Origin of the sequence: Zhongshania antarctica (assembly GCF_014202945.1) — a bacterium.
In the GTDB taxonomy this organism is placed as follows: domain Bacteria; phylum Pseudomonadota; class Gammaproteobacteria; order Pseudomonadales; family Spongiibacteraceae; genus Spongiibacter; species Spongiibacter antarcticus.
Genome location: NZ_JACHHW010000004.1, coordinates 17,405 through 36,262, shown reverse-complemented (window position 1 = coordinate 36,262; position 18,858 = coordinate 17,405). Strand labels below are relative to the sequence as shown.

The window sequence follows — 18,858 nt, the reverse complement described above, 5'->3', positions numbered from 1 at the left end:
AGTAAGCGCTGATTACGACAACGACCGATAACGAAGCATTATAGGAACACAATAGAGAAGCGGATAGTAAAACTGAACAAAATATGAATTGGAGCAATGGGGCAACGCAAGTGGTCGCAACGTGAAGGCATAAATAAAAACAGGGGGTTGGCGGACCGGACGGGACTCGAACCCGCGACCTCCGGCGTGACAGGCCGGCATTCTAACCAACTGAACTACCGGTCCAGAAACAGCATCAAACCTAATGCGATGCTGGCGCATCATTTAGGCAAGACAAAAAACAGGGGAGGTCTAAATAAAAAGTTGGCGGACCGGACGGGACTCGAACCCGCGACCTCCGGCGTGACAGGCCGGCATTCTAACCAACTGAACTACCGGTCCGCATACTTTTACACGATAATGGTGGGTGATGACGGGATCGAACCGCCGACCCTCTGCTTGTAAGGCAGATGCTCTCCCAGCTGAGCTAATCACCCTTCTCATCAATCGAGTGAGGCGCATTCTACAGCAAACTCCCCCCCTGTCAAACACTCTGGGGAAGTTTTTTACATTTTCTTTAAAAAAAGCCTATAACACTGATTTTGCTCATTTTTTATACAGAATACTGGCGCCAAGTAGCACTCAAAAATTGACCGTCGAGCACTGAACTAGCAACATGCTGTACACCGCTGCCGGAGCTGATTACCATTGGCGCAAATTTGGCGCAGCATATTCGCACCTTAGCCACCGCCACCTATTAACTACCCATTAAATTTGCCCGGAGCCCCACGTGGAAATATACAAAGACTTCACCTTTGAAGCTGCCCACTTACTCCCCAACGTTCCCCAAGGACATAAATGTGGCCGACTTCATGGCCATAGTTTTTTAATCAGACTATATATAGCTGGCGATATCGATCCGCACACTGGCTGGCTGATGGACTTCTCCGACATCAAGCAAATCTTCAAGCCAATATACGAGCAACTGGATCACAATTACTTAAATGACATACCGGGCCTCGAAAACCCAACAAGCGAAAATCTCGCTATTTGGATATGGCAGCAATTAAAACCCATTTTAAGTGCACTAAGTCAGGTCGAAGTACGGGAAACCTGCACCAGCGGATGCATTTACCGAGGCGAGTAGCACTTAAAGCCTGCATCAGCGCTGATCAAAGTTAAGCACCACGAGCGTATAAGGGAAAATACGTAACACGTTACATTACTAAACTCTTGACGTAACACTTATTCACAGATAGGGATGAGCAGTCACAAATCCATTACTTAAGCAGTAATATTTAATACAGATATTTCAAAACATTCGTAACTTACTGTATTTTAAAGACTTTATTAAAATGACTATTTTTTGAACAATTTGTTAAAGTCCCGATACGCTCTCCCTTTCAAGGCAGAACTTACAAGTTACCCACCAAGTTATCCACAGATACTGTGGACAACCTTGGGCAAATATTCATTCGCGAGACGTTACCATAAGAAAAACGTTAGATATTTCCTCAGATTCAAAATCAACGCATGAATGCAAGATTTTTTCGAATTATTATTGCTGCAACAATCCAAATATACCTTTACCTTAGCAAGCGATTAGTCTCTGCAGCGAAACAAGCAATCAGATGAAATATTAATGTAGTATTAGCGTCACAATTTTGTAGGATTGTCATATTTTTGTAATAAACACCCCCCACAATACGCCCAGTCCAGAAGGTCGCGTCACCAAAATTTAGGTTCACGACATTAATAGAAGACTAAATCAATTAACCCATTTAGCTTTTGCGGAGAGACATCCATGAAGCGTCTGTTATTACCAGCAAGTATCCTACTGGCCAGTGGCGCCCAGCTAGCCCATGCCGACCTCAGCTTTTACGGCAAAGCCAATGTCTCTTACCAGCAGACGGATCTGGAGAGCAAAGACACCGAGCAATGGGAGCTCAATAGCAATGCTTCTCGCATCGGGCTAAAAGGCTCCACGCCTATTGATAACACTGCCCTCACCGTTATTTACCAAGCTGAATATGAGATTGCCGTTGACACCGGCACCGCCGACTCCAAAAGCGGCAACACCTTCAAACAGCGCAACACCTTTGTCGGCATTCAAGGCGACTTTGGAACCCTGAGCGCAGGCCAGTTCGATACCGCCACCAAATTACTTGGCAAAGAAGTAGACCAGTTTAACGACTTAGTTATTGGCGACATTAAAAACATCATGGAAGGCGAAAATCGCCAAAAGAACATCGTGCAATACGCCAGCCCTACTGTCCTAGGCGGTTTAAGCTTTACTGCAGCGGTATCTCCTGGCGAAAATCGCGACGCCAATGAAGATAATGCCGCCGACGGTAATGTTTTCTCCGTGCAATACCAAACCAAGCAATTCTTGTTTGCGATTGCTCATGACACCGACATTGACGACTACGACACCACCCGCGCCATTTTCACCACCCGTCTTGGCCCAGTTGATCTCGGCGTATTGGTTCAAACTGCAGAATTGGCTGGTGAAGTCGACTCCCAGCAAGAAGACAGCGCACTGATTAGCGCCGCATTTAATGCCACCCACAAATGGGTATTAAAGGCGCAATACGGTGTTGGTGAAACAGAGCTAGTGACCGGTGACCAAGAAAAAACGCAAGCAGCACTTGGCGCTGATTACAAATTAAGTTCGGCGCTGACGGTCTTTGCCTATGCCGCCCAAGTGGAAAATGACACTGTCGGCGCGATAAGCACCACAGACAGTACTGCTGGCGCCGGCATTTGGTTTAAGTTCTAAAACTGCCACGGCCCTAAAGCCTCGCCAGGCCCTGCCTCGCGGGGCTTTTTACTTTCTAAAACAAGCCTCTCAGCGCCGATAGTGCATACCTCTTGACGGCCAAACCTCGCCCGGCGAATTTAATACACACTGACGCCCGACACCACCGAGCGGCGATTGCAGCTTGGATAATTAAACAAGACTGCTTGTACGCGGCGTATTGCTTGCGCCCTCAGAACGCTTGGCTACACTTCACGCATGCCGCGCTATTCGCTACGGCATAACTGCGTATCGTGTATTAGCTCGGCAACGCGGCCGACGATGGCCTTAGCGTGCCTTCATTTATGTAACTATGTTTGTAATGCGAGGATAAGCAGCAATGCCGATTATTGCCGTCACAAAAAAATATATGCCGGTACTGGCATTTAGCCTGCTAGCCGCCTGTGATCGTCCCGCGCCAATAACCGCCGCAGATGCGAATACCGACGCCTTTGGCAGCAGCGCGGCAACCGAAACGACAGCAAACATCAATCGCCAAGTTCTAAAAACGCTTCAACTTACTGACAACGCAGATTTCGACGACGCCAGCCGCGGGCTAATTGCTCGACCAGACGCCCTCACCATTGAGGGACCAAACGGCAGTATCGCCTGGCAACCCGCAAGCTATGATTTTATCCAAGGTGACGCACCCGCATCAGTAAACCCTAGCCTGTGGCGGCAGGCGCAACTCAACAATATCCACGGCTTATTCAAAGTGACCGACGGGGTCTACCAAGTTCGAGGGTTTGACTTGGCCAATCTGACCCTAATCGACGGCGAGCACGGCTGGATTGTGGTTGATCCGCTGACCAACAATCAAACAGCCGCAGCAGCCATCAATTTTGCATTTGAGCACCTGCCCAGAAAACCCATTAGCGCCATTCTGTTTACCCACAGCCACATCGACCATTTCGGCGGCGTGCTTGGCGCACTGGATGCTGGACAGACCGACATAGCCAAGGTCCGCGTTATTGCCCCCCTAGGCTTTCTAGAAGAAGCCACCAGCGAAAACATGCTGGCCGGACCAACCATGATGCGCCGTTCAGATTATATGTATGGCAGCACACTGCCGCGAAGCGAGCGAGGTCATGTAGATTCTGGGCTCGGCAAAGGCCCTTCCTACGGCAATATCAGTATTTTACCCCCCACCGAATCCATCGATCATACCGGCCAAACATTAACGATAGACGGCGTGGAATTTGTTTTTCAGAATGTTTCCGGCTCCGAGGCACCGGCGGAATTCACCTTCTATTTACCCGCGCACAAAGCGTTTTGCGGCGCCGAGCTTGTTTCACGGAATATGCACAATCTCTACACCTTGCGCGGTGCAAAAGTCCGCGACGCGCTCGCCTGGAGCGGGTTTATCGATGAGGCTAAAAATATGTTCAGCGCGGCAGACGTTTATTTTGCCAGTCACCACTGGCCAATTTGGGGCAGTCAACGTATCGCCAGCTTTTTAGAGATACAGCGTGACACCTATAAATATATTCACGACCAAACCCTACGGCTAGCCTACAAGGGCTATACCCCAAGCGAAATAGCCGAACAGATTAAATTGCCGGCAGCGCTGCAAGAGGGTTTCTCCAACCGCGGCTATTACGGTAGCTTGCGACACAATGCCCGCGCGGTATATCAACGCTATTTTGGTTGGTATGACGGCAACCCAGCCAACCTCGATCCCCTGCCGCCGGAACAGGCTGCGCAGCATTATGTGGCGGCCATGGGCGGCGCCGAACAGGTACTGGCTTTGGCGCAAAGCGCGTTTGACAGCGGAGAATATCGCTGGACAGCAACGTTACTAAATCACCTGGTTTTCGCCCAGCCAGCAAACAGCGACGCCAAAGCCCTACTGGCCCGCAACTATGAGCAGCTAGGCTACCAAGCAGAATCCGCACCGTGGCGCGACATTTATTTAACCGGCGCGAAAGAGCTTCGTCAGGGTAAACCTAAGAGCGCAGCCGAGCTGGCACTAGGCCGAGATATGGTTAAATTTGCCGCAAGATCAAATTTCTTCGATGTGATGGCCGCACAGCTAAATGCAGAGAAAGCCGAGGGAATGGCGATGACGATCAACTTCCATTTTACGGATCTGAACGAAAATCATGTCCTAACGCTAAAAAACTCGGTACTGCACCACACCCAGGCGGCTGCCGTAGAAAATGCCAATGCCACCCTTAAAATCAGCCACGAATTATTTTTAGATTTGGTACTGGGCAATGCCTCACTTAAAAAACTGATATTTTCCGATCAACTGTCTATCGAAGGCAGCAAAATTGACTTAGCGCGCTTTTTTGCGCTGCAAGACAAACCCCAAGGCGTGTTTGAGATCGTCCGCCCCTAAAAAGCCAGCAACCTAGGGGCCTGCCAAGGCAGGCCGCCCCCGATTAAGCTGGCAGTATTTTACGGACGATCGCCTCGCACTCGGCCTTACGCATATATTTCGGCACCGGGTATCCGTACAGGCCATGAGATTCCTTTAACGCCCGCCGCGCTAACTCTTCAACCATCTCTGGCTTCAGCGCATCACTGCTTTTAGGGACACCGATGCGGTCCTCTAAAGACCGAACCGCCTCGACCAATTTTTTGGCGCGCTCTAGGTCAGAATCTGCATCACTACCAATATCGGCAGCAGCAGCAATACGCGCCATTTGCGGCGCCGCCGTGTCACAGTAAAAGTCCAATACATGCGGCAAAAACAAGGCATTGGCCAGCCCATGAGGTATATGGCACAGCGCGCCTAGCTGATGGGCAAGACCGTGAACATAGCCCACATTAGTCACCGTAAAGGCCGCACCGGCATAACAACTCGCTACGGCCATCGCCTCTCTCGCCTCAAGGTTCTCTCCGTCGTTTACTGCTGTTTCTAAATATCGAAAAATCATTGCCGTTGCGGCAAGAGACTTTTTCAAGGTTTCCTCGGTTGCTTCGGTTGCCAGCGACGACTCTATCGCATGCGTTAAAGCGTCTATACCAGTCGCGGCGGTTATTGCCGGCGGCAATCCCGTCATCAAGCTTGCATCCAAGGCCACAGCATCCGGCACCAATTTCGGATCGACAATAAAACATTTTGTGCTGCTTGCTGTGTCCGTAATCACCGACACCATTGTCGCCTCCGAACCGGTGCCCGCCGTCGTTGGAATGCAATATAACGGGAGCCCTCGCTTCGCGACTTTAAAGAAACCCTCCATTTTTCTAGGCAGCTGCTCTGATCCTGCGCTAACCGCAATTACTTTAGCTGCGTCCAACGATGATCCACCACCGATCGCCAACACTGCGTCACAGCGCATTTTCCGGCAGAGCGCAATGCCACCCTCGACCTGCAAAAAATCGGGATCTGGTAGAATGGCATCATAGATTTCCACCGCAACGCCGACCTTTTCTAGCTCCGCAGTGACCCGGCCCACAAGCCCAAGCTCAACAAGCACGCTGTCGGTGACCACTAAAACACGTTTACAAGCAAATCGGCCAATTGCCCCGCACAGCGCAGTGGCGCTCCCAGCGCCGCTATAGATCATGGGCGACGGCACACTAATGAATTTCATGGTGATATGGCTAAGTACCGCCATTATTCGACTGTATAAGACTATTAGAAAATGCACGTAGTATCCCCAAATTGACAGTGACAACATAGTACAGCACGACTGCGTTTCCTCAAAGCCGCTGTTTAAAGCTAAACCACGGCGGTGGCTGCGAATTCGCCAAGCGCTATTAGCAGCCTGTTTAAACTCAATAACACAGCCATGAAAAAGCCCCACTAAACATGGCTTAGCAGGGCTTTTTCTGGCTATATTCGCTTATTTATTGACCGTTAAAGCGTGCAATCCAGCACAACCTTGCCGACGATATCGCCGCAATCCAAGCGGCGATGGATCTCCACGACATCATCTAAGGCAACGCGTTCGGCAATGGCTGGATGCAATTTTCCTTCCGCCAGCAGATTAAACAGCGCGCCAAGATCCTCGTTAAAGTCGCCTGGCCGCCGCTGACGGCGAGTTTGAATATTATAAAAACCAGAGGATTTACCATCTGGTAATAGCCGCCACAGCACAAGTAATTTGGTAAAGCCGAGCAACAACTGCGGCACCGTCTCTTGTCCTGTGGTCAACTGCAGGGCGCCAAAGGCGACTAGGCGACCACCTTTGCGCAGACAGCGATATGACACTGACCAACTTTGGCCGCCAAGCGTGTCAAATACCGCATCTACCCCACCCGGCGCTAATTCAGCAACACGCGCGCCAACATCTTCATTGCGGTAATCAATAAACTGGGCGCCCAGGCCTTCAATTAAGGCTTTTTTCGCTTGGGAGCCAGTGCCAATCATTTCCAAACCAAGTAGCGCGCCTAACTCCAGCAAGGCGCTGCCAACAGCACCGCCAGCAGCGTGAACGAGGCAGCGCTGCCCCGGCGCCAAGCTAATCTCGCGGGTGAGCATTTGATAGGCCGTGGTGTAGGACAAAATCATACACACTGCTTCCGCGGGGTCTAAGCCGGACGGTGCCACAACAAGCTGCTTAGCATCAACGCAGAGATATTGAGTATAACCACCAATGACCGGCATATCGGCCACAAACTGCCCCACCTGCAAATCGCTTACGCCTGGCCCGAGCTTGTCGACGATGCCAAACCAATCGTAACCCGGCGTAAACGGTGGCTTCTTTTTTACACCCGGATATTGACCCTGGCGAATAATCGTATCGGTGAAGCCCGTGCCCGCGCTGAGCACCTTAACTCTTACTTGCCCGTGTTCTGGTTCCGGTAAATTCGCTTCGGTCACAACGCGCAGGACGTCAGGTTTACCAAAAGCGCTAAGCTCTACTCTTTTATACATAATTCCCTCGAATCCGACACCGCAATGCTAAGGTCGGCAAACTTACATCAACCAAGCAATGAAATTGGCAAGCAGTGAAAAGAACCAGGTTTTAAGGCCCTTCCACCAATCGGATTGCGCTCTTAACTCTTTGTCGACATTCGCACGCTCTAAAATAAAAGCGTGTATTGCGTAAGCATCATCCTCGCTCAGCACCTCACCAAAGCCGACCATACCCGCTTTACTCATAATGCCATCGAGTACAATGGCATTAAAACTATTATGAAATGCGGCCGGTAAGTGACGCAGATCCGGGATCGCGCCATTAGAAATGGCTTCCGTACCATGACAGGCATTGCAGTAGGCGTAATAAAGATTACGGCCTTTCTCCAAAACCACCTCGTCAGTGCTTAGGCGTGGTGGTGGCTCGTGCAATTGCTTGAGCGGGTTTTCAGGTAGCACGCCATTGCCACCCAATTTAAAGGTAAGCACTCGGCTCGGCGGCGGGGTCACTTCGCGCTCCAAGCCCGCAATCAAGCCAAAGGCGCCGCCCCATCCGGCAAGAATAGTCACGTATTGCTCGCCATCAACGGTATAGGTCACCGGTGGCGCCATCACGCCGGTTTTTGCCGGAAATGACCAAAGCTTCTCGCCGTTATCCGCGCGGAAGGCCAGCACTTCACCGTCGGCCGAACCCTGAAACACTAAGCCGCCACCGGTCGCTAAAATGCCACCGTTCCAGGTTAATTTATGGGAAACCTGCCACGCGGCCTCCTGCTTAACTGGGTCCCAAGCCAGCAGGCTACCCTGGGTGATCTTGCTGGTCAGTAACTGCGACAATATTGGATCTGCAACTGCGGGTTGCTGCAAATATATCCCCAGATTCCACTGCCCCCACTGATGGAGATACTCCTCAACCGAGTTGTATTCAAACAAGCTGCTTATCGCCGGTATATAAACCAGCCCAGTCTGCGGGCTGTAGGCCATGGCCTGCCAGTTGTGCGCGCCCATAGATGACGGCCGAATCAGTTCAGGCGCGTCACGGTAACGGGCATTATCTGCCTCCACCGGACGTCCAGTCTCTAGATCATAATGGCTAGCCCAATTCACGTCCGCATAGGGCTCTGCCGACAACAACTTGCCAGACTGACGATCAATAACGAAGAAAAAGCCATTTTTAGGGGCATGCCAAATAACCTTGCGCTGCTCTCCCGCAATCGCCATATCGGCCAACATAATGTGCTGAGTGGCGGTGTAGTCCCACGACTCGGCAGGGGTTTCTTGGTAATGCCAAATATATTCACCGCTATCAGGGTTCAGTGCCACTATCGACGACAAGTAAAGATTGTCGCCACCCTCGGGGCTACGAATTTTGGCATTCCACGGCGAGCCATTGCCAACGCCAATATAGAGCTGGTCTAACTCGTCATCGTAAACAATAGAATCCCATACCGTGCCACCACCGCCGTATTCCCACCACTTGCCGGTCCATGTCTTTGCCGCCCGCGCCATGGCTTCGTTCTCAAAGCCATCGGCAGGGTTTGCCGGAACGGTGTAAAACCGCCAAAGTTCTTTACCGGTATTTACGTCAAAGGCACTAACATAGCCACGTACGCCGTATTCCGCACCGCCATTACCAATAAACACCTTACCTTTAGCCACTCGCGGCGCACCCGTTATGGTGTAAGGGTAGGCCTTCAAATCTGCCGTGGCGGTTTCCCAGAGTACGTCACCACTCGCCGCATCCAGTGCGATCAGACGGGCGTCGAGGGTGCCAAAAATAATTTTACCTTCGTAGACAGCAACACCGCGATTAACAACATCGCAACACGCCATCTTGGCCCACTCTTTGGGTACTTTGGGATCGTATTTCCACAGTAGGCGACCATCGCGGGCATCCAGCGCGTAAACAACACTCCAATTGCCCGTCACGTAAATAACGCCATCAACAACAATAGGCGTCGCTTCTAAACCGCGATTAAAATCGGTATCAAAGGCCCACGCCAGCCCTAACTTAGCAACGTTACCAACATTGATCTGATCGAGTTCGCTATAGCGCTGTTCTTTATAGTCCTTACCGTAAGACAGCCAGTTTGCACTGTCATTACGGGAAATACGCTCGGTTGTAACATCCTTTGCAGTGTCGGCATTGACAAATATTGAGGCAGTAAAAAGAGTGGCCATTGCCAGAGCACAGGCAAAACCAAAGAGCGTTTTCATCGCAATTTCCAGTCGTTGTTATTAGCTGTATGCGCCCCTAGCCAAAACCTAAACAGAGCGCGCGTCTATCTATTATTATTGATTAACAGCTAAGAATATCTACGCCAAACTCAGTAGAGACAGTTCATTCACTATGCGGTCTGAATCCTCTTTTGTCAGCGTAAAAAGACCGTATTTCGACTATATCTTTTTCATAGTCGCCGGTGGGGTGAAATGCAGGCCCCATGCCCACCACATTCAAATTGGTGTCAACATAAGCCATGTAAATCGGCACCCCCGCCCCCACCGCAATATGATAAAAGCCGGCCTTCCAGTGATTCACCTTACTACGAGTGCCTTCTGGGGTAATGATTACCACTAACTCATCGCGCTCATTAAAATTAGCCACCATTTGCTCGACGGTATTATGTTTTTTGCGTCGATCAATACCGATGCCGCCAAACCAGCGCATCAGTGCGCCAAAAGGCCCTGCTGGAAACAAGGTATGCTTGCCGATCCAATGCACATCCAAGCCTAATATAAAAGACGCCGCCATCATTGTGGGAAAGTCCCAGTTGCTGGTGTGCGGCGCGGCGATCAAAACATATTTTTTATCTTTGGGCTTTTCGCCCTCTATCCGCCAACCCCTTAAGCGGGTTAGCGCCATAAAAACCAAACGAAAAAAGCCACTAACCAATGGCGTTTTAAAAATTGTACGTGTTTGCATGAAATAACAACGCCTTAATGTCTTGGCCTAAACGCCAAACGCGATTTGCGGAGCAGGAAAATTAGCAAAAGCAGAGCCAGAACAAGCACCCTGCTTTTGACGCGAGCACTTCAGATTACTCTTAATCTTTAAAATCTGCGGATTTGCCTTCACTGGTGGCGCCAATAGCCAGCATCACATCCTCAAAACTCAGCATGCCAGCATTCCAAGTTGCCTGATAATTCAGGGCGTCGGCTACACTGTGATCACGGCTATACAGCAACATTTGCTTAGTACCGCGAATGGCCAATGGCGATTTGCGCGCAATATCTTGAGCAAGCTCTGAAACCGACTCAATCATTTCTTCATAAGAGTCGTAAGCGCGATTAACCAAGCCAATTTTTTCGGCTTCAGCAGCGTAAACATTACGACCAGTATAGGCTAGTTCCCTGACAATTCCCTGGGGCACAATATGCGGCAAACGCTGCAAAGTACCAACATCAGCGACCATGCCGATATCAATTTCTTTTATAGAAAATTTCACGCCCTCACAGCAAAAGCGCATATCGCAGGCACTGACAATATCGACACCGCCGCCAACACAGCTGCCTTGAATTGCCGCAATAACAGGCTTGCGACAACGTTCAATAGCGGTAAGATTGCCCTGCAAGCGCAAAATAACACCGCGAAATTGTTCAATAAACCGGGATTTTTCTACACCATCCGCGCCCTGACCAAGGCCAGCAAACATAGCCAGATCAATGCCCGCACAAAAATGTCGACCTTCACCACACAGCACCACTACACGTACACTTGGCTCGGTATCTAACCATTCAAAGCAGGCTTGAATTTCGGCCCACATTGGCTCATTCATTGCGTTAGCTTTCTCGGGGCGGTTTAAGGCGACCCACGCAACGTGCTCTTCTAACTGTACCGCTAAAGTGGTGTACAGCGGAGGGGTAACAGTATTCATTATTATCTCCAGTCTTTTACATAATCGGCCATTTTTAGCGCCGGTAGCGGCTTGGCTCGGCCATCACGGCTGCCAATATAAATAAAGCCCGCTATCTCTTCATTGGCCGAAAGTCCCAAGCCTGCCATAACATGGGCATCAAAGGCGTTAGACCCGGTGCGCCAAATACCCGCATAACCCAGCGCGTCCGTCGCTAATAAAATGCCGTGGGCGGCACAGGCTGCCGACATTTGCTGTTCAATGCGGGGGACTTTTAGATGTTCTTGTATGCAGCTAATTACCACAATAATAAGCGGCGCACGCAGCGGTTGCTGTCGGAAACGCTGGAGCTCGGCTTCGCCGATCGCAGGCTCTCGGTGCAAGGCCGCCTCGGCAAACAAATCCCCGAGCGCGCTCAAACCCGCACCCCGAATTTGCAAAAAACGCCACGGTCGCAAGCGACTGTGATCTGGCGCGCGCATTGCCGCCGCGAAAATTTCGGCCAATTCCTGCTCAGAAGGGCCCGGGCTTGCTAGCTTGGCAGCAGAGTTACGACTTTTAAGTAAATCAAGCGCATCCATTAAATTTCTTGCCTCGCGCCAATGCGCAACTGCTTTAACTGGCCACTGCTCACCGCCTCGCCCGACTCATAGAATTGCTTCATGCTAAGTGCGATATCGTATATTACGCCGCGAAATACTTTGCGCAGCAAACGCTCGTATAAAATACGCCCTAGCGGCCCCCAGCGCATATCAAAAGCAAGGCTGGCGGTTAATGCAGTACGGCTATGGCCAGCGTCTTCAATCCGGTAGCGAAATATCGCCTGCCGAAATGGCGGCGGCGCGCCCTTCTCGCCTTTATGCAAGCGAATAACAAAGCCATGGCCTTCGTTCCATTCGGTCACGGTCTCATCCATGCCTTTTCCGGAGCGCTGATACACCCGCCGACTTGCGCCTAAACCGCTCGCATTCTCGCTGGTTATTTCAGTGCGGGTAACCGCAGGGACATAGTTGTGGGCCAGCGACAAATCTTTGAGCAAAGCCCACGCCTCTTCCCGGGGCAGATCAATAACGACTCGGGCCGTTGCCTCGTGCTTCATGGTATATATCCTTAAGCAAAAAAAATCCCCCGACATTGCGGGGGATATATTCAACCATGAATTCAAAGTGCTGTCTTGAGCAATAACACCTGACTGGACACTAGAGCTAGGATATTCTCTTTGAAAACATCTATTCTAGGGGAAATAAACGGTCAAAATCTGCAGCGTAAAGAGATATCCATTCAGCAGCAGCCTCCTCACTATTAAGGATTCGCGACTCAAACTGCTCTACTTCACGCCGATAATGCTCAATTTGACACAATTGTTCGACCATTCTCGCCCGAAACACATCTTTTCCGGCGTGAAACTGAATGCCTAATTGGTATTTTTCGCGCTGCGGCCGACACCAAACCACCGTACCGCGACCACTTGATTCCTCCGAGATCGAGGGCACATAAAACTCCACTCGACTCCCTGCTTTAATCTCACGGGCAACCAAACAGGACAAACCAGCCATACTCACATCATGCATATGCGCATGGCGTGCCCCAGCTTCGCTCAGTATTTTCACATCCAGTGGTATATCACTGGGATGACGAACAAACTCTCTCATAATCCTCTGGCCTTATACCAAATATAGCCATGACATTTAGCCATAGGACCGTGCTGAGCTATATCCGTATTTTCCCTAAAGGAAGCGCACTTTCCCCTTATAATGCCTATTTCAGCCACTGGGCAAAGGGCGATTCAATATTGAGGTCTACTTTAGCGGCCCAGCCTTTAATACCAATACCATCGCGACTCATACTCAAGTCTTCACCGCTCAGCACATTTTCACCGAATTTATACAACACATCGAAGCCGGTCTCACTCGCCTTATTATCGTAAGCGGTTGCTCGGTCACGGCTCTGTTCCTGGCGCCCAAGATAGCTTTGCCACGCTTTGGCGCCGTGCCGACCTTGAAGTAACTTTTTACTCAAGTTCGGTGACAGCAGCGCTGCCGAGGCATTATTTCCGCCAAAGCCTTTGGCGTTCAATACAGCTACATCAAGGCTGTCTTCCTCAACTTCCATATGCTCTTTTTGTAGGCGTAAATTACTATCCTGCACATCGTCAGCAATATGATCTATGGTATTGATACCGGGAATAATATTGTCATTCCAAACTCCCAAACTCGCTATTAACTGATCTCCCGAGGACGCACCAATACTATGGCCTAGGTAGGCTTTAATCGCCGCCACCGGCCACTTCTCGATACCAAAGGTCTTGGCAACTTCATTGAGAATATGAGACTCAGACACACGATTTTGCGGGGTACTGGTGCCATGTGACTGCACAAAACTGCGATGTTTAATCGCTTTATCGCCGACAATGCCCGCCGCCGCTGCCAGCGCCTTTGCAACCGTGAGGTAATTACCAACGCCAGGTGAAGAAATCGATTTTTTATAACCGTCAGCATTAACAAACACATCAGGTACCGAACCGTGTATCTGCGCACCCAACTCCATCGCCAAATCATCGTCAAAGAGCACAATAAACTGAGATGATTCAGAAACAGTAAAGCCACAGTTACTACTAAAGGGACGGCTGGCCCGGCGGTGATCTGGCTCGCTCAAGCCTTTGCCGGCATCTAGCTTCAATAAATCGGCATCTGAAGCAAGCGCTCCCATGGTGTAATAGCCGTCAATGATATTTGGATCAATAGCCGACTCGGCTACACCAACCACGGCAACGCGAATTTTACCGCTGCGTATTTCATTCACAGCTTGGCGCAAATTATAAAAGAACGTAGCGCACGCACCGAGACTAGGCCCACTGGTGCCCACGCTACCCAACACATAGGCGCTAACAAAATCAGCCGGCATATCCGCCAAACCAAGCGCCAAATTTTTCGAGCTCACCCTACCGCCATTGGCGCGGGCCGACAGCAAACCGCCGAAGCCATTTTCGTCAAGCTGCGCCATCGCCGAACTGGCATACACCCCCATCTGGTCTGGCTTTATGCGATCCATCACCGCCTGCCATTCAATCCCCATCGCATTCAGCGCGTCGGAAACACCGCAGATTGCGAGCTGCAAGCCCCGCGGATGGCTACGCGACGGATACAGCGCACCGGGATCAAAGCCCGTCGGAAATTGCCCTGCCGAGGAAACTTCAATTTTACGCGTAGTCGGCAACAAAATATTACAGCCGCCGCTAATACTAACCGATACTTTACCGCTTCCTAATTCTTGTACAGTCCAGCCTGCGGGTAGCTCATCAGGTAAATCCCGCGCCCGAGTAACAAACTGTAAATCACCGTCACGACCGCTCATGGCCATGCGTTTATTCCAGCCCACTTGGTCGGTGTTAAAAATATTGCCTTCAATCTTACGGATAAGTGTGTGCTCCAGAATATAGCGACGCTGTGCCTCGTCACCGGCCATTTCTGGTGGTAAACCCATAATGGCCGATAGACTCTGGAAGGTCTGTGTCGCTTTTTCCTGAGATAGCGCGTCAATCACCATTCGGCGATAACCATGGTGAAATGAACTACGACCGGCGGGATTAACGCCACCAAAACCAACAATTACGGGAAGCTTACTCACACTTATTCCTTGTCTTTAGCGATTGCTATTTCAGTAGGTAGTCTAACGGTGTTAGGCTATTTTAAATATAATATAACCGCCAAAAAATGAGACGTATGTGTCAGCCATGAAACGAGTCGCCCTTCTAGCATTTCACGACGCCCTCGCCACCAGCATTAGCCTGCCGATGGAGCTCTTAACAGCAGCAAACAGCGTGTCTAAACTAAAAGAGCGTGCGCCCCTGCTTGAAATCGAAATTATTGGTTTAGACCCCGCGCCTATTCACGTATCGGGCGGCATGCAGATCACCCCCAACACCACACTTTGCACCGACGAAAACTACGACCTCATCATTATTCCCAGCCGTTGGCGACATCCTCACCGAGGCGCACCGACCCGTCCTGAAATCCAAGATTGGTTAAAACGGCAGGAACGTCGTGGTGCAGATATTTGCGCCGTGGGCAATGCCAGCTATTTCCTCGCCGAAGCGGGATTACTAAACAAGCGAGTAGCAACCACTCACTGGCACTATTTTGACGACTTCGCTAACCGCTACCCGCAAGTGATTCTGCATCGTGATTACCTCATTACCCAAGCTGACAACCTCTTCTGCACCGGTAGCGTTAACTCAGCAGCGGACTTAGTAATACACCTCATTGACCGCTATTGGGGCCCATCAATTGCCCGCCGGGTAGCCCAGCAGTTCTCGCCAGAAAGCCGCCGCCCGTTCTCCCGCAACAGTTACCGTGTTGACCGCAATGACCTGCACCGCGATGAAACCATTGCCCTAGCCCAAAATTGGTTAGCAAGACACTTGAATGAAGCATTTAACATCAAAGACCTCGCTCACCTCAGCGGCCTAAGCGAGCGGAGCTTTCATCGCCGGTTTAGGCAAGCCACCGGCCTACCGCCACTGCAATACATGCAGAAAATGCGCTTAGAGTTAGCTCAAGACCTCCTGCAAAACAGTAATCTTTCCATTGAGGAAATAGGTCAGCAATGTGGCTATAACGACAGCAGCTATTTCTGCCGCTTATTTAAGCAACACAACACAAGCAGCCCAGGTGAATACCGTCGCGCAGTGCGCCGTAAACTATTTGAAGTAAACAAGTCAGGCTAGCTAAAAATTGAAAAAAACAGAGATTTATGGCTAAATACGCCACTTTTTTTCTACAATTCACCCTCGCCAATCACGCCGGTTTCACTGGGCAAAACCCACATTGAACAGCCGCTTAATTTAAGGAAAAAACTTTATGTCCAATTCCGTTTATATTGTTTCCGGAACCCGTACGCCAATGGGCAGTATGTTAGGCTCATTAAGCGCGATGACTGCGGTCGAGTTAGGCACAACCGCCATCGCCGAAGCAGTTAAGCGCGCCAATATCAACGCCGCTAACATCGACGATGTCATTATGGGTTGCGTCTTACCAGCAGGTCTCAAGCAAGGCCCCGCGCGCCAAGCCGCAATCATGGCAGGCATTCCTAATTCAACGGGCGCGGTTACGATCAACAAGCTCTGCGGATCTGGCATGCAAGCCACTATTTATGCTCACGACCAAATTAAAGCGGGCAGCTGCGATATTGTCGTCGCCGGTGGCATGGAGAGCATGAGCAATGCGCCACATATCGTCCTCAATGCACGCAAAGGCGTAGGCACTGGCGCCAAAGGATTTGAAGATCACATGTTCTTTGACGGACTGCAGGACGCCTACACGGGTCGAATGATGGGCAGCTTTGCTCAGCAAACTGCCGATGACAATCAATTTACCCGCGAGCAAATGGATGCTTACGCCATTGAGTCACTCAATCGGGCCCGCACCGCGATTGAAAATGGTTCACTGAAAGCCGAAACCGCGCCAGTCACCGTGAAAACCCGCAAGGGCGAGACTGTGGTAACTGACGATGAGCAACCTCTCACCGCATCTATTGAGAAAGTAGCAACGCTGCGGCCCGCTTTTTCAAAGGACGGCACTATCACCGCCGCCAATGCGAGCTCGATTTCTGATGGTGCTTCAGCATTGGTGTTAATGAGCGAAGCAGCCCTAGCCGAAACTGGCACAAAGCCCCTCGCTCGCATTGTCGCCCACAGTCGCCAGTCTCTTGAACCCGAGCTATTCACCACCGCCCCGGTTGGCGCGATGCAGAAAGTGTTAGCCAAAGCGGGTTGGAGCAAGGACGACGTTGATTTATGGGAAATCAACGAAGCTTTCGCTATGGTGACCATGTTAGCAATACGCGACTTGGAATTAGACCATGCCAAAGTCAATGTTCACGGCGGCGCGTGCGCCCAGGGCCACCCCGTTGGCTCCACTGGCGCACGTATTATTGTGAGTTTAATCTATGCTTTGCAGCAATACGGAAAGAAACGCGGTGTCGCATCACTGTGTATCGGAGGTGGTGAAGCGCTCGCGGTGGCAATCGAGCTAAGCTAAGCTTGTAGCGGCTCCCTTTGCGGACCGCTTTACACCTATCTTTTCCTGCTGTACTCAAGCAGCAAGTCGCACTAGACTTGCTGCTAAATTCCCCGAGGAAGTTTGAATGCCCGACATCGGTCGCGTTAACCGGCTTACGGTCAGCCGCCAATCACCTGCTGGCTTTTATCTCGATGGTGGTAACTTAGGAGACATTTTCCTCAGTAGAAAAAACGCACCTGAGAATTGCCAAATCGGTGATATTGTCGACGGTTTTATTCACCACCATAGTGATGGCAGCTTAATTGCGAGCAGTAAAACGCCACTGGCACAGTTAGGGGATGTTGCTCTGCTAAAGATCGCTCAGATCAATGATACCGGTGCATTTTTGGATTGGGGACTAGATAAAGAGCTGCTACTCCCCTATGCCGAGCATATGGGTGAAATCACCGCTGGCAAAAAAGCCCTGGTCAAAATTTACTTAGACAAAAGTTACCGCATAGTGGCTTCGATGAAGCTCGACGAGTTTATCGAAGATACGGCCCCTCATTTAAGCCGAGGCCAACGCTTTGACGTTATCGTTGCCGGTAAAACAGAGCTGGGATATAAAGCGGTTATCGATAATGAATACTGGGGCCTACTCTACGATAGCGACTTACTTCGACCACTGCGCAAAGGCGAAACACTTACTGCCTATGTTAAAAAGGTTCGCGACGACGGCCGTATCGACCTCAGCATCCAACCTATTAATATTGGCGGCAACGATATTGCAGCCAAGATCATTGCCCAACTTGAAGCCAATGACGGCTTTCTTGCCATCGGCGACAAAAGCCCACCAGAAGCGATCTATAGTTTGTTTGGCGTTAGTAAAAAGATCTTTAAACAAGCCATCGGCCGCTTATATAAGCAGAAGCGCATCGGTATAGAGGACCAAGGCATACGTCTATTAAAACCCTAAGCAATCTAAGAGCACCGGAACACTTATGGACACGACGGAATTTTTAAATAACAGCCTAGTCCCCGTGCGACTTGCTGCTATCGACAAAGACGGCTTCCCAGTGATTTGCTCGCTGTGGTTTATTTATCAAGAGGGTGAATTGCTGTGCGCAAGCCACGCATCCGCAAAAATTATTCGCTTATTAAAAGCCAACCCTAACTGCGCATTTGAAGTGTCGGTTAACTCTGTGCCTTATAAAGGCGTGCGTGGCAAGGCAATAGCAAGTTTAAAAAGCGACTCAGAGGGCGTGGTATTAAGCAGATTAATCGCCCGTTACCTCGGTGACAGTCAACCGGGCTTAAGGCAATGGCTGCTCAGCCGCCGCGCCGATGAGTATGCAATTCATTTAAAAATAACCAGCCAATCAGATTGGGACTTTAGTGCGCGGATGCAAGGCAGCTAGG

General features: G+C 50.5%; 16 protein-coding genes and 3 tRNA genes. 7 read left to right on the top strand and 12 right to left on the bottom strand.

Annotated features, from left to right (window positions below; all coding sequences use genetic code 11):
* Positions 1 to 148 precede the first annotated feature (148 nt).
* The 3 genes from HNQ57_RS07310 to HNQ57_RS07300 form a co-directional block, all read right to left on the bottom strand.
* Positions 149 to 225 (bottom strand) — tRNA-Asp (locus tag HNQ57_RS07310).
* A 79-nt stretch (positions 226 to 304) separates the two neighbouring features.
* Positions 305 to 381, bottom strand: a tRNA-Asp gene (locus HNQ57_RS07305).
* A 19-nt stretch (positions 382 to 400) separates the two neighbouring features.
* A tRNA-Val gene (locus HNQ57_RS07300) sits at positions 401 to 476 on the bottom strand.
* Positions 477 to 769: 293 nt separating this feature from the next.
* Here HNQ57_RS07300 and queD point away from each other — a divergent pair.
* The 3 genes from queD (at position 770) to HNQ57_RS07285 (ending at position 5,117) form a co-directional block, all read left to right on the top strand.
* Complete coding sequence (gene queD / locus HNQ57_RS07295; protein ID WP_008247250.1) at positions 770 to 1,126, top strand: 6-carboxytetrahydropterin synthase QueD; 357 nt, start codon at positions 770 to 772, stop codon at positions 1,124 to 1,126.
* A 657-nt stretch (positions 1,127 to 1,783) separates the two neighbouring features.
* The gene (locus HNQ57_RS07290) at positions 1,784 to 2,758 is read left to right on the top strand and encodes a porin (protein ID WP_184462012.1); all 975 of its coding nucleotides are present in this window, start codon (positions 1,784 to 1,786) and stop codon (positions 2,756 to 2,758) included.
* Between the two features lie 358 nt (positions 2,759 to 3,116).
* A complete protein-coding gene (locus HNQ57_RS07285) occupies positions 3,117 to 5,117 on the top strand; it encodes an alkyl/aryl-sulfatase (protein ID WP_184462011.1) in 2,001 nt (666 codons plus the stop codon).
* Between the two features lie 43 nt (positions 5,118 to 5,160).
* On the opposite strand, the gene HNQ57_RS07280 is transcribed toward HNQ57_RS07285, so the two are convergent.
* The 9 genes from HNQ57_RS07280 to HNQ57_RS07240 form a co-directional block, all read right to left on the bottom strand.
* On the bottom strand, positions 5,161 to 6,375 hold the full coding sequence (locus tag HNQ57_RS07280; protein WP_184462010.1) for an iron-containing alcohol dehydrogenase: 1,215 nt from the start codon (positions 6,373 to 6,375) through the stop codon (positions 5,161 to 5,163).
* A 209-nt stretch (positions 6,376 to 6,584) separates the two neighbouring features.
* Positions 6,585 to 7,604 carry a medium chain dehydrogenase/reductase family protein gene (locus HNQ57_RS07275; RefSeq protein ID WP_184462008.1) on the bottom strand — a complete coding sequence of 340 codons (1,020 nt, stop codon included), beginning with the start codon at positions 7,602 to 7,604 and terminating at the stop codon, positions 6,585 to 6,587.
* 42 nt (positions 7,605 to 7,646) lie between these two features.
* Entirely contained in the window at positions 7,647 to 9,803 is a 2,157-nt protein-coding gene (locus HNQ57_RS07270) for a PQQ-dependent dehydrogenase, methanol/ethanol family (RefSeq protein WP_184462006.1), read from the bottom strand.
* Between the two features lie 124 nt (positions 9,804 to 9,927).
* Positions 9,928 to 10,509 (bottom strand): lysophospholipid acyltransferase family protein, encoded by a 582-nt coding sequence (locus tag HNQ57_RS07265; RefSeq protein WP_184462004.1) that lies wholly within the window; start codon positions 10,507 to 10,509, stop codon positions 9,928 to 9,930.
* Positions 10,510 to 10,630: 121 nt separating this feature from the next.
* Positions 10,631 to 11,461, bottom strand: coding sequence for a crotonase/enoyl-CoA hydratase family protein (locus HNQ57_RS07260; RefSeq protein WP_184462002.1), 831 nt, complete (start codon positions 11,459 to 11,461; stop codon positions 10,631 to 10,633).
* A gap of 2 nt (positions 11,462 to 11,463) precedes the next feature.
* Entirely contained in the window at positions 11,464 to 12,021 is a 558-nt protein-coding gene (locus tag HNQ57_RS07255; protein WP_184462000.1) for a nitroreductase family protein, read from the bottom strand.
* Positions 12,021 to 12,539: an SRPBCC family protein gene (locus tag HNQ57_RS07250; protein WP_184461998.1), complete on the bottom strand. Its 519-nt coding sequence runs from the start codon at positions 12,537 to 12,539 to the stop codon at positions 12,021 to 12,023. Before HNQ57_RS07250 ends, HNQ57_RS07255 begins: the two co-directional genes overlap by 1 nt.
* A 130-nt stretch (positions 12,540 to 12,669) precedes the next feature.
* The gene (locus HNQ57_RS07245) at positions 12,670 to 13,092 is read right to left on the bottom strand and encodes a PilZ domain-containing protein (protein WP_184461996.1); all 423 of its coding nucleotides are present in this window, start codon (positions 13,090 to 13,092) and stop codon (positions 12,670 to 12,672) included.
* Between the two features lie 106 nt (positions 13,093 to 13,198).
* On the bottom strand, positions 13,199 to 15,067 hold the full coding sequence (locus HNQ57_RS07240) for a beta-ketoacyl synthase (RefSeq protein ID WP_184461994.1): 1,869 nt from the start codon (positions 15,065 to 15,067) through the stop codon (positions 13,199 to 13,201).
* Positions 15,068 to 15,173: 106 nt separating this feature from the next.
* On the opposite strand from HNQ57_RS07240, the gene HNQ57_RS07235 reads away from it, so the two are divergent.
* The 4 genes from HNQ57_RS07235 to HNQ57_RS07220 all read left to right on the top strand — a co-directional run bounded on the left by HNQ57_RS07235 (position 15,174) and on the right by HNQ57_RS07220 (position 18,857).
* Positions 15,174 to 16,166, top strand: a complete 993-nt coding sequence (locus tag HNQ57_RS07235; RefSeq protein ID WP_184461992.1) for a GlxA family transcriptional regulator — start codon at positions 15,174 to 15,176, stop codon at positions 16,164 to 16,166.
* A gap of 133 nt (positions 16,167 to 16,299) precedes the next feature.
* Entirely contained in the window at positions 16,300 to 17,478 is a 1,179-nt protein-coding gene (locus HNQ57_RS07230) for a thiolase family protein (RefSeq protein ID WP_184461991.1), read from the top strand.
* 106 nt (positions 17,479 to 17,584) lie between these two features.
* On the top strand, positions 17,585 to 18,415 hold the full coding sequence (locus HNQ57_RS07225; RefSeq protein WP_184461989.1) for a CvfB family protein: 831 nt from the start codon (positions 17,585 to 17,587) through the stop codon (positions 18,413 to 18,415).
* A 25-nt stretch (positions 18,416 to 18,440) separates the two neighbouring features.
* Positions 18,441 to 18,857, top strand: coding sequence for a pyridoxamine 5'-phosphate oxidase family protein (locus HNQ57_RS07220; protein ID WP_184461987.1), 417 nt, complete (start codon positions 18,441 to 18,443; stop codon positions 18,855 to 18,857).
* The last annotated feature ends 1 nt before the right edge of the window (position 18,858 follow it).

Excerpts from the sequence above, each read along its gene's own strand:
- HNQ57_RS07290 (WP_184462012.1), top strand. The coding sequence starts at position 1,784 with ATGAAGCGTCTGTTATTACCAGCAAGTATCCTACTGGCCAGTGGCGCC.
- HNQ57_RS07285 (WP_184462011.1), top strand. The coding sequence starts at position 3,117 with ATGCCGATTATTGCCGTCACAAAAAAATATATGCCGGTACTGGCATTT.
- HNQ57_RS07275 (WP_184462008.1), bottom strand. The coding sequence starts at position 7,604 with ATGTATAAAAGAGTAGAGCTTAGCGCTTTTGGTAAACCTGACGTCCTG.
- HNQ57_RS07270 (WP_184462006.1), bottom strand. The coding sequence starts at position 9,803 with ATGAAAACGCTCTTTGGTTTTGCCTGTGCTCTGGCAATGGCCACTCTT.
- HNQ57_RS07265 (WP_184462004.1), bottom strand. The coding sequence starts at position 10,509 with ATGCAAACACGTACAATTTTTAAAACGCCATTGGTTAGTGGCTTTTTT.
- HNQ57_RS07260 (WP_184462002.1), bottom strand. The coding sequence starts at position 11,461 with ATGAATACTGTTACCCCTCCGCTGTACACCACTTTAGCGGTACAGTTA.
- HNQ57_RS07255 (WP_184462000.1), bottom strand. The coding sequence starts at position 12,021 with ATGGATGCGCTTGATTTACTTAAAAGTCGTAACTCTGCTGCCAAGCTA.
- HNQ57_RS07250 (WP_184461998.1), bottom strand. The coding sequence starts at position 12,539 with ATGAAGCACGAGGCAACGGCCCGAGTCGTTATTGATCTGCCCCGGGAA.
- HNQ57_RS07245 (WP_184461996.1), bottom strand. The coding sequence starts at position 13,092 with ATGAGAGAGTTTGTTCGTCATCCCAGTGATATACCACTGGATGTGAAA.
- HNQ57_RS07235 (WP_184461992.1), top strand. The coding sequence starts at position 15,174 with ATGAAACGAGTCGCCCTTCTAGCATTTCACGACGCCCTCGCCACCAGC.
- HNQ57_RS07230 (WP_184461991.1), top strand. The coding sequence starts at position 16,300 with ATGTCCAATTCCGTTTATATTGTTTCCGGAACCCGTACGCCAATGGGC.
- HNQ57_RS07225 (WP_184461989.1), top strand. The coding sequence starts at position 17,585 with ATGCCCGACATCGGTCGCGTTAACCGGCTTACGGTCAGCCGCCAATCA.
- HNQ57_RS07220 (WP_184461987.1), top strand. The coding sequence starts at position 18,441 with ATGGACACGACGGAATTTTTAAATAACAGCCTAGTCCCCGTGCGACTT.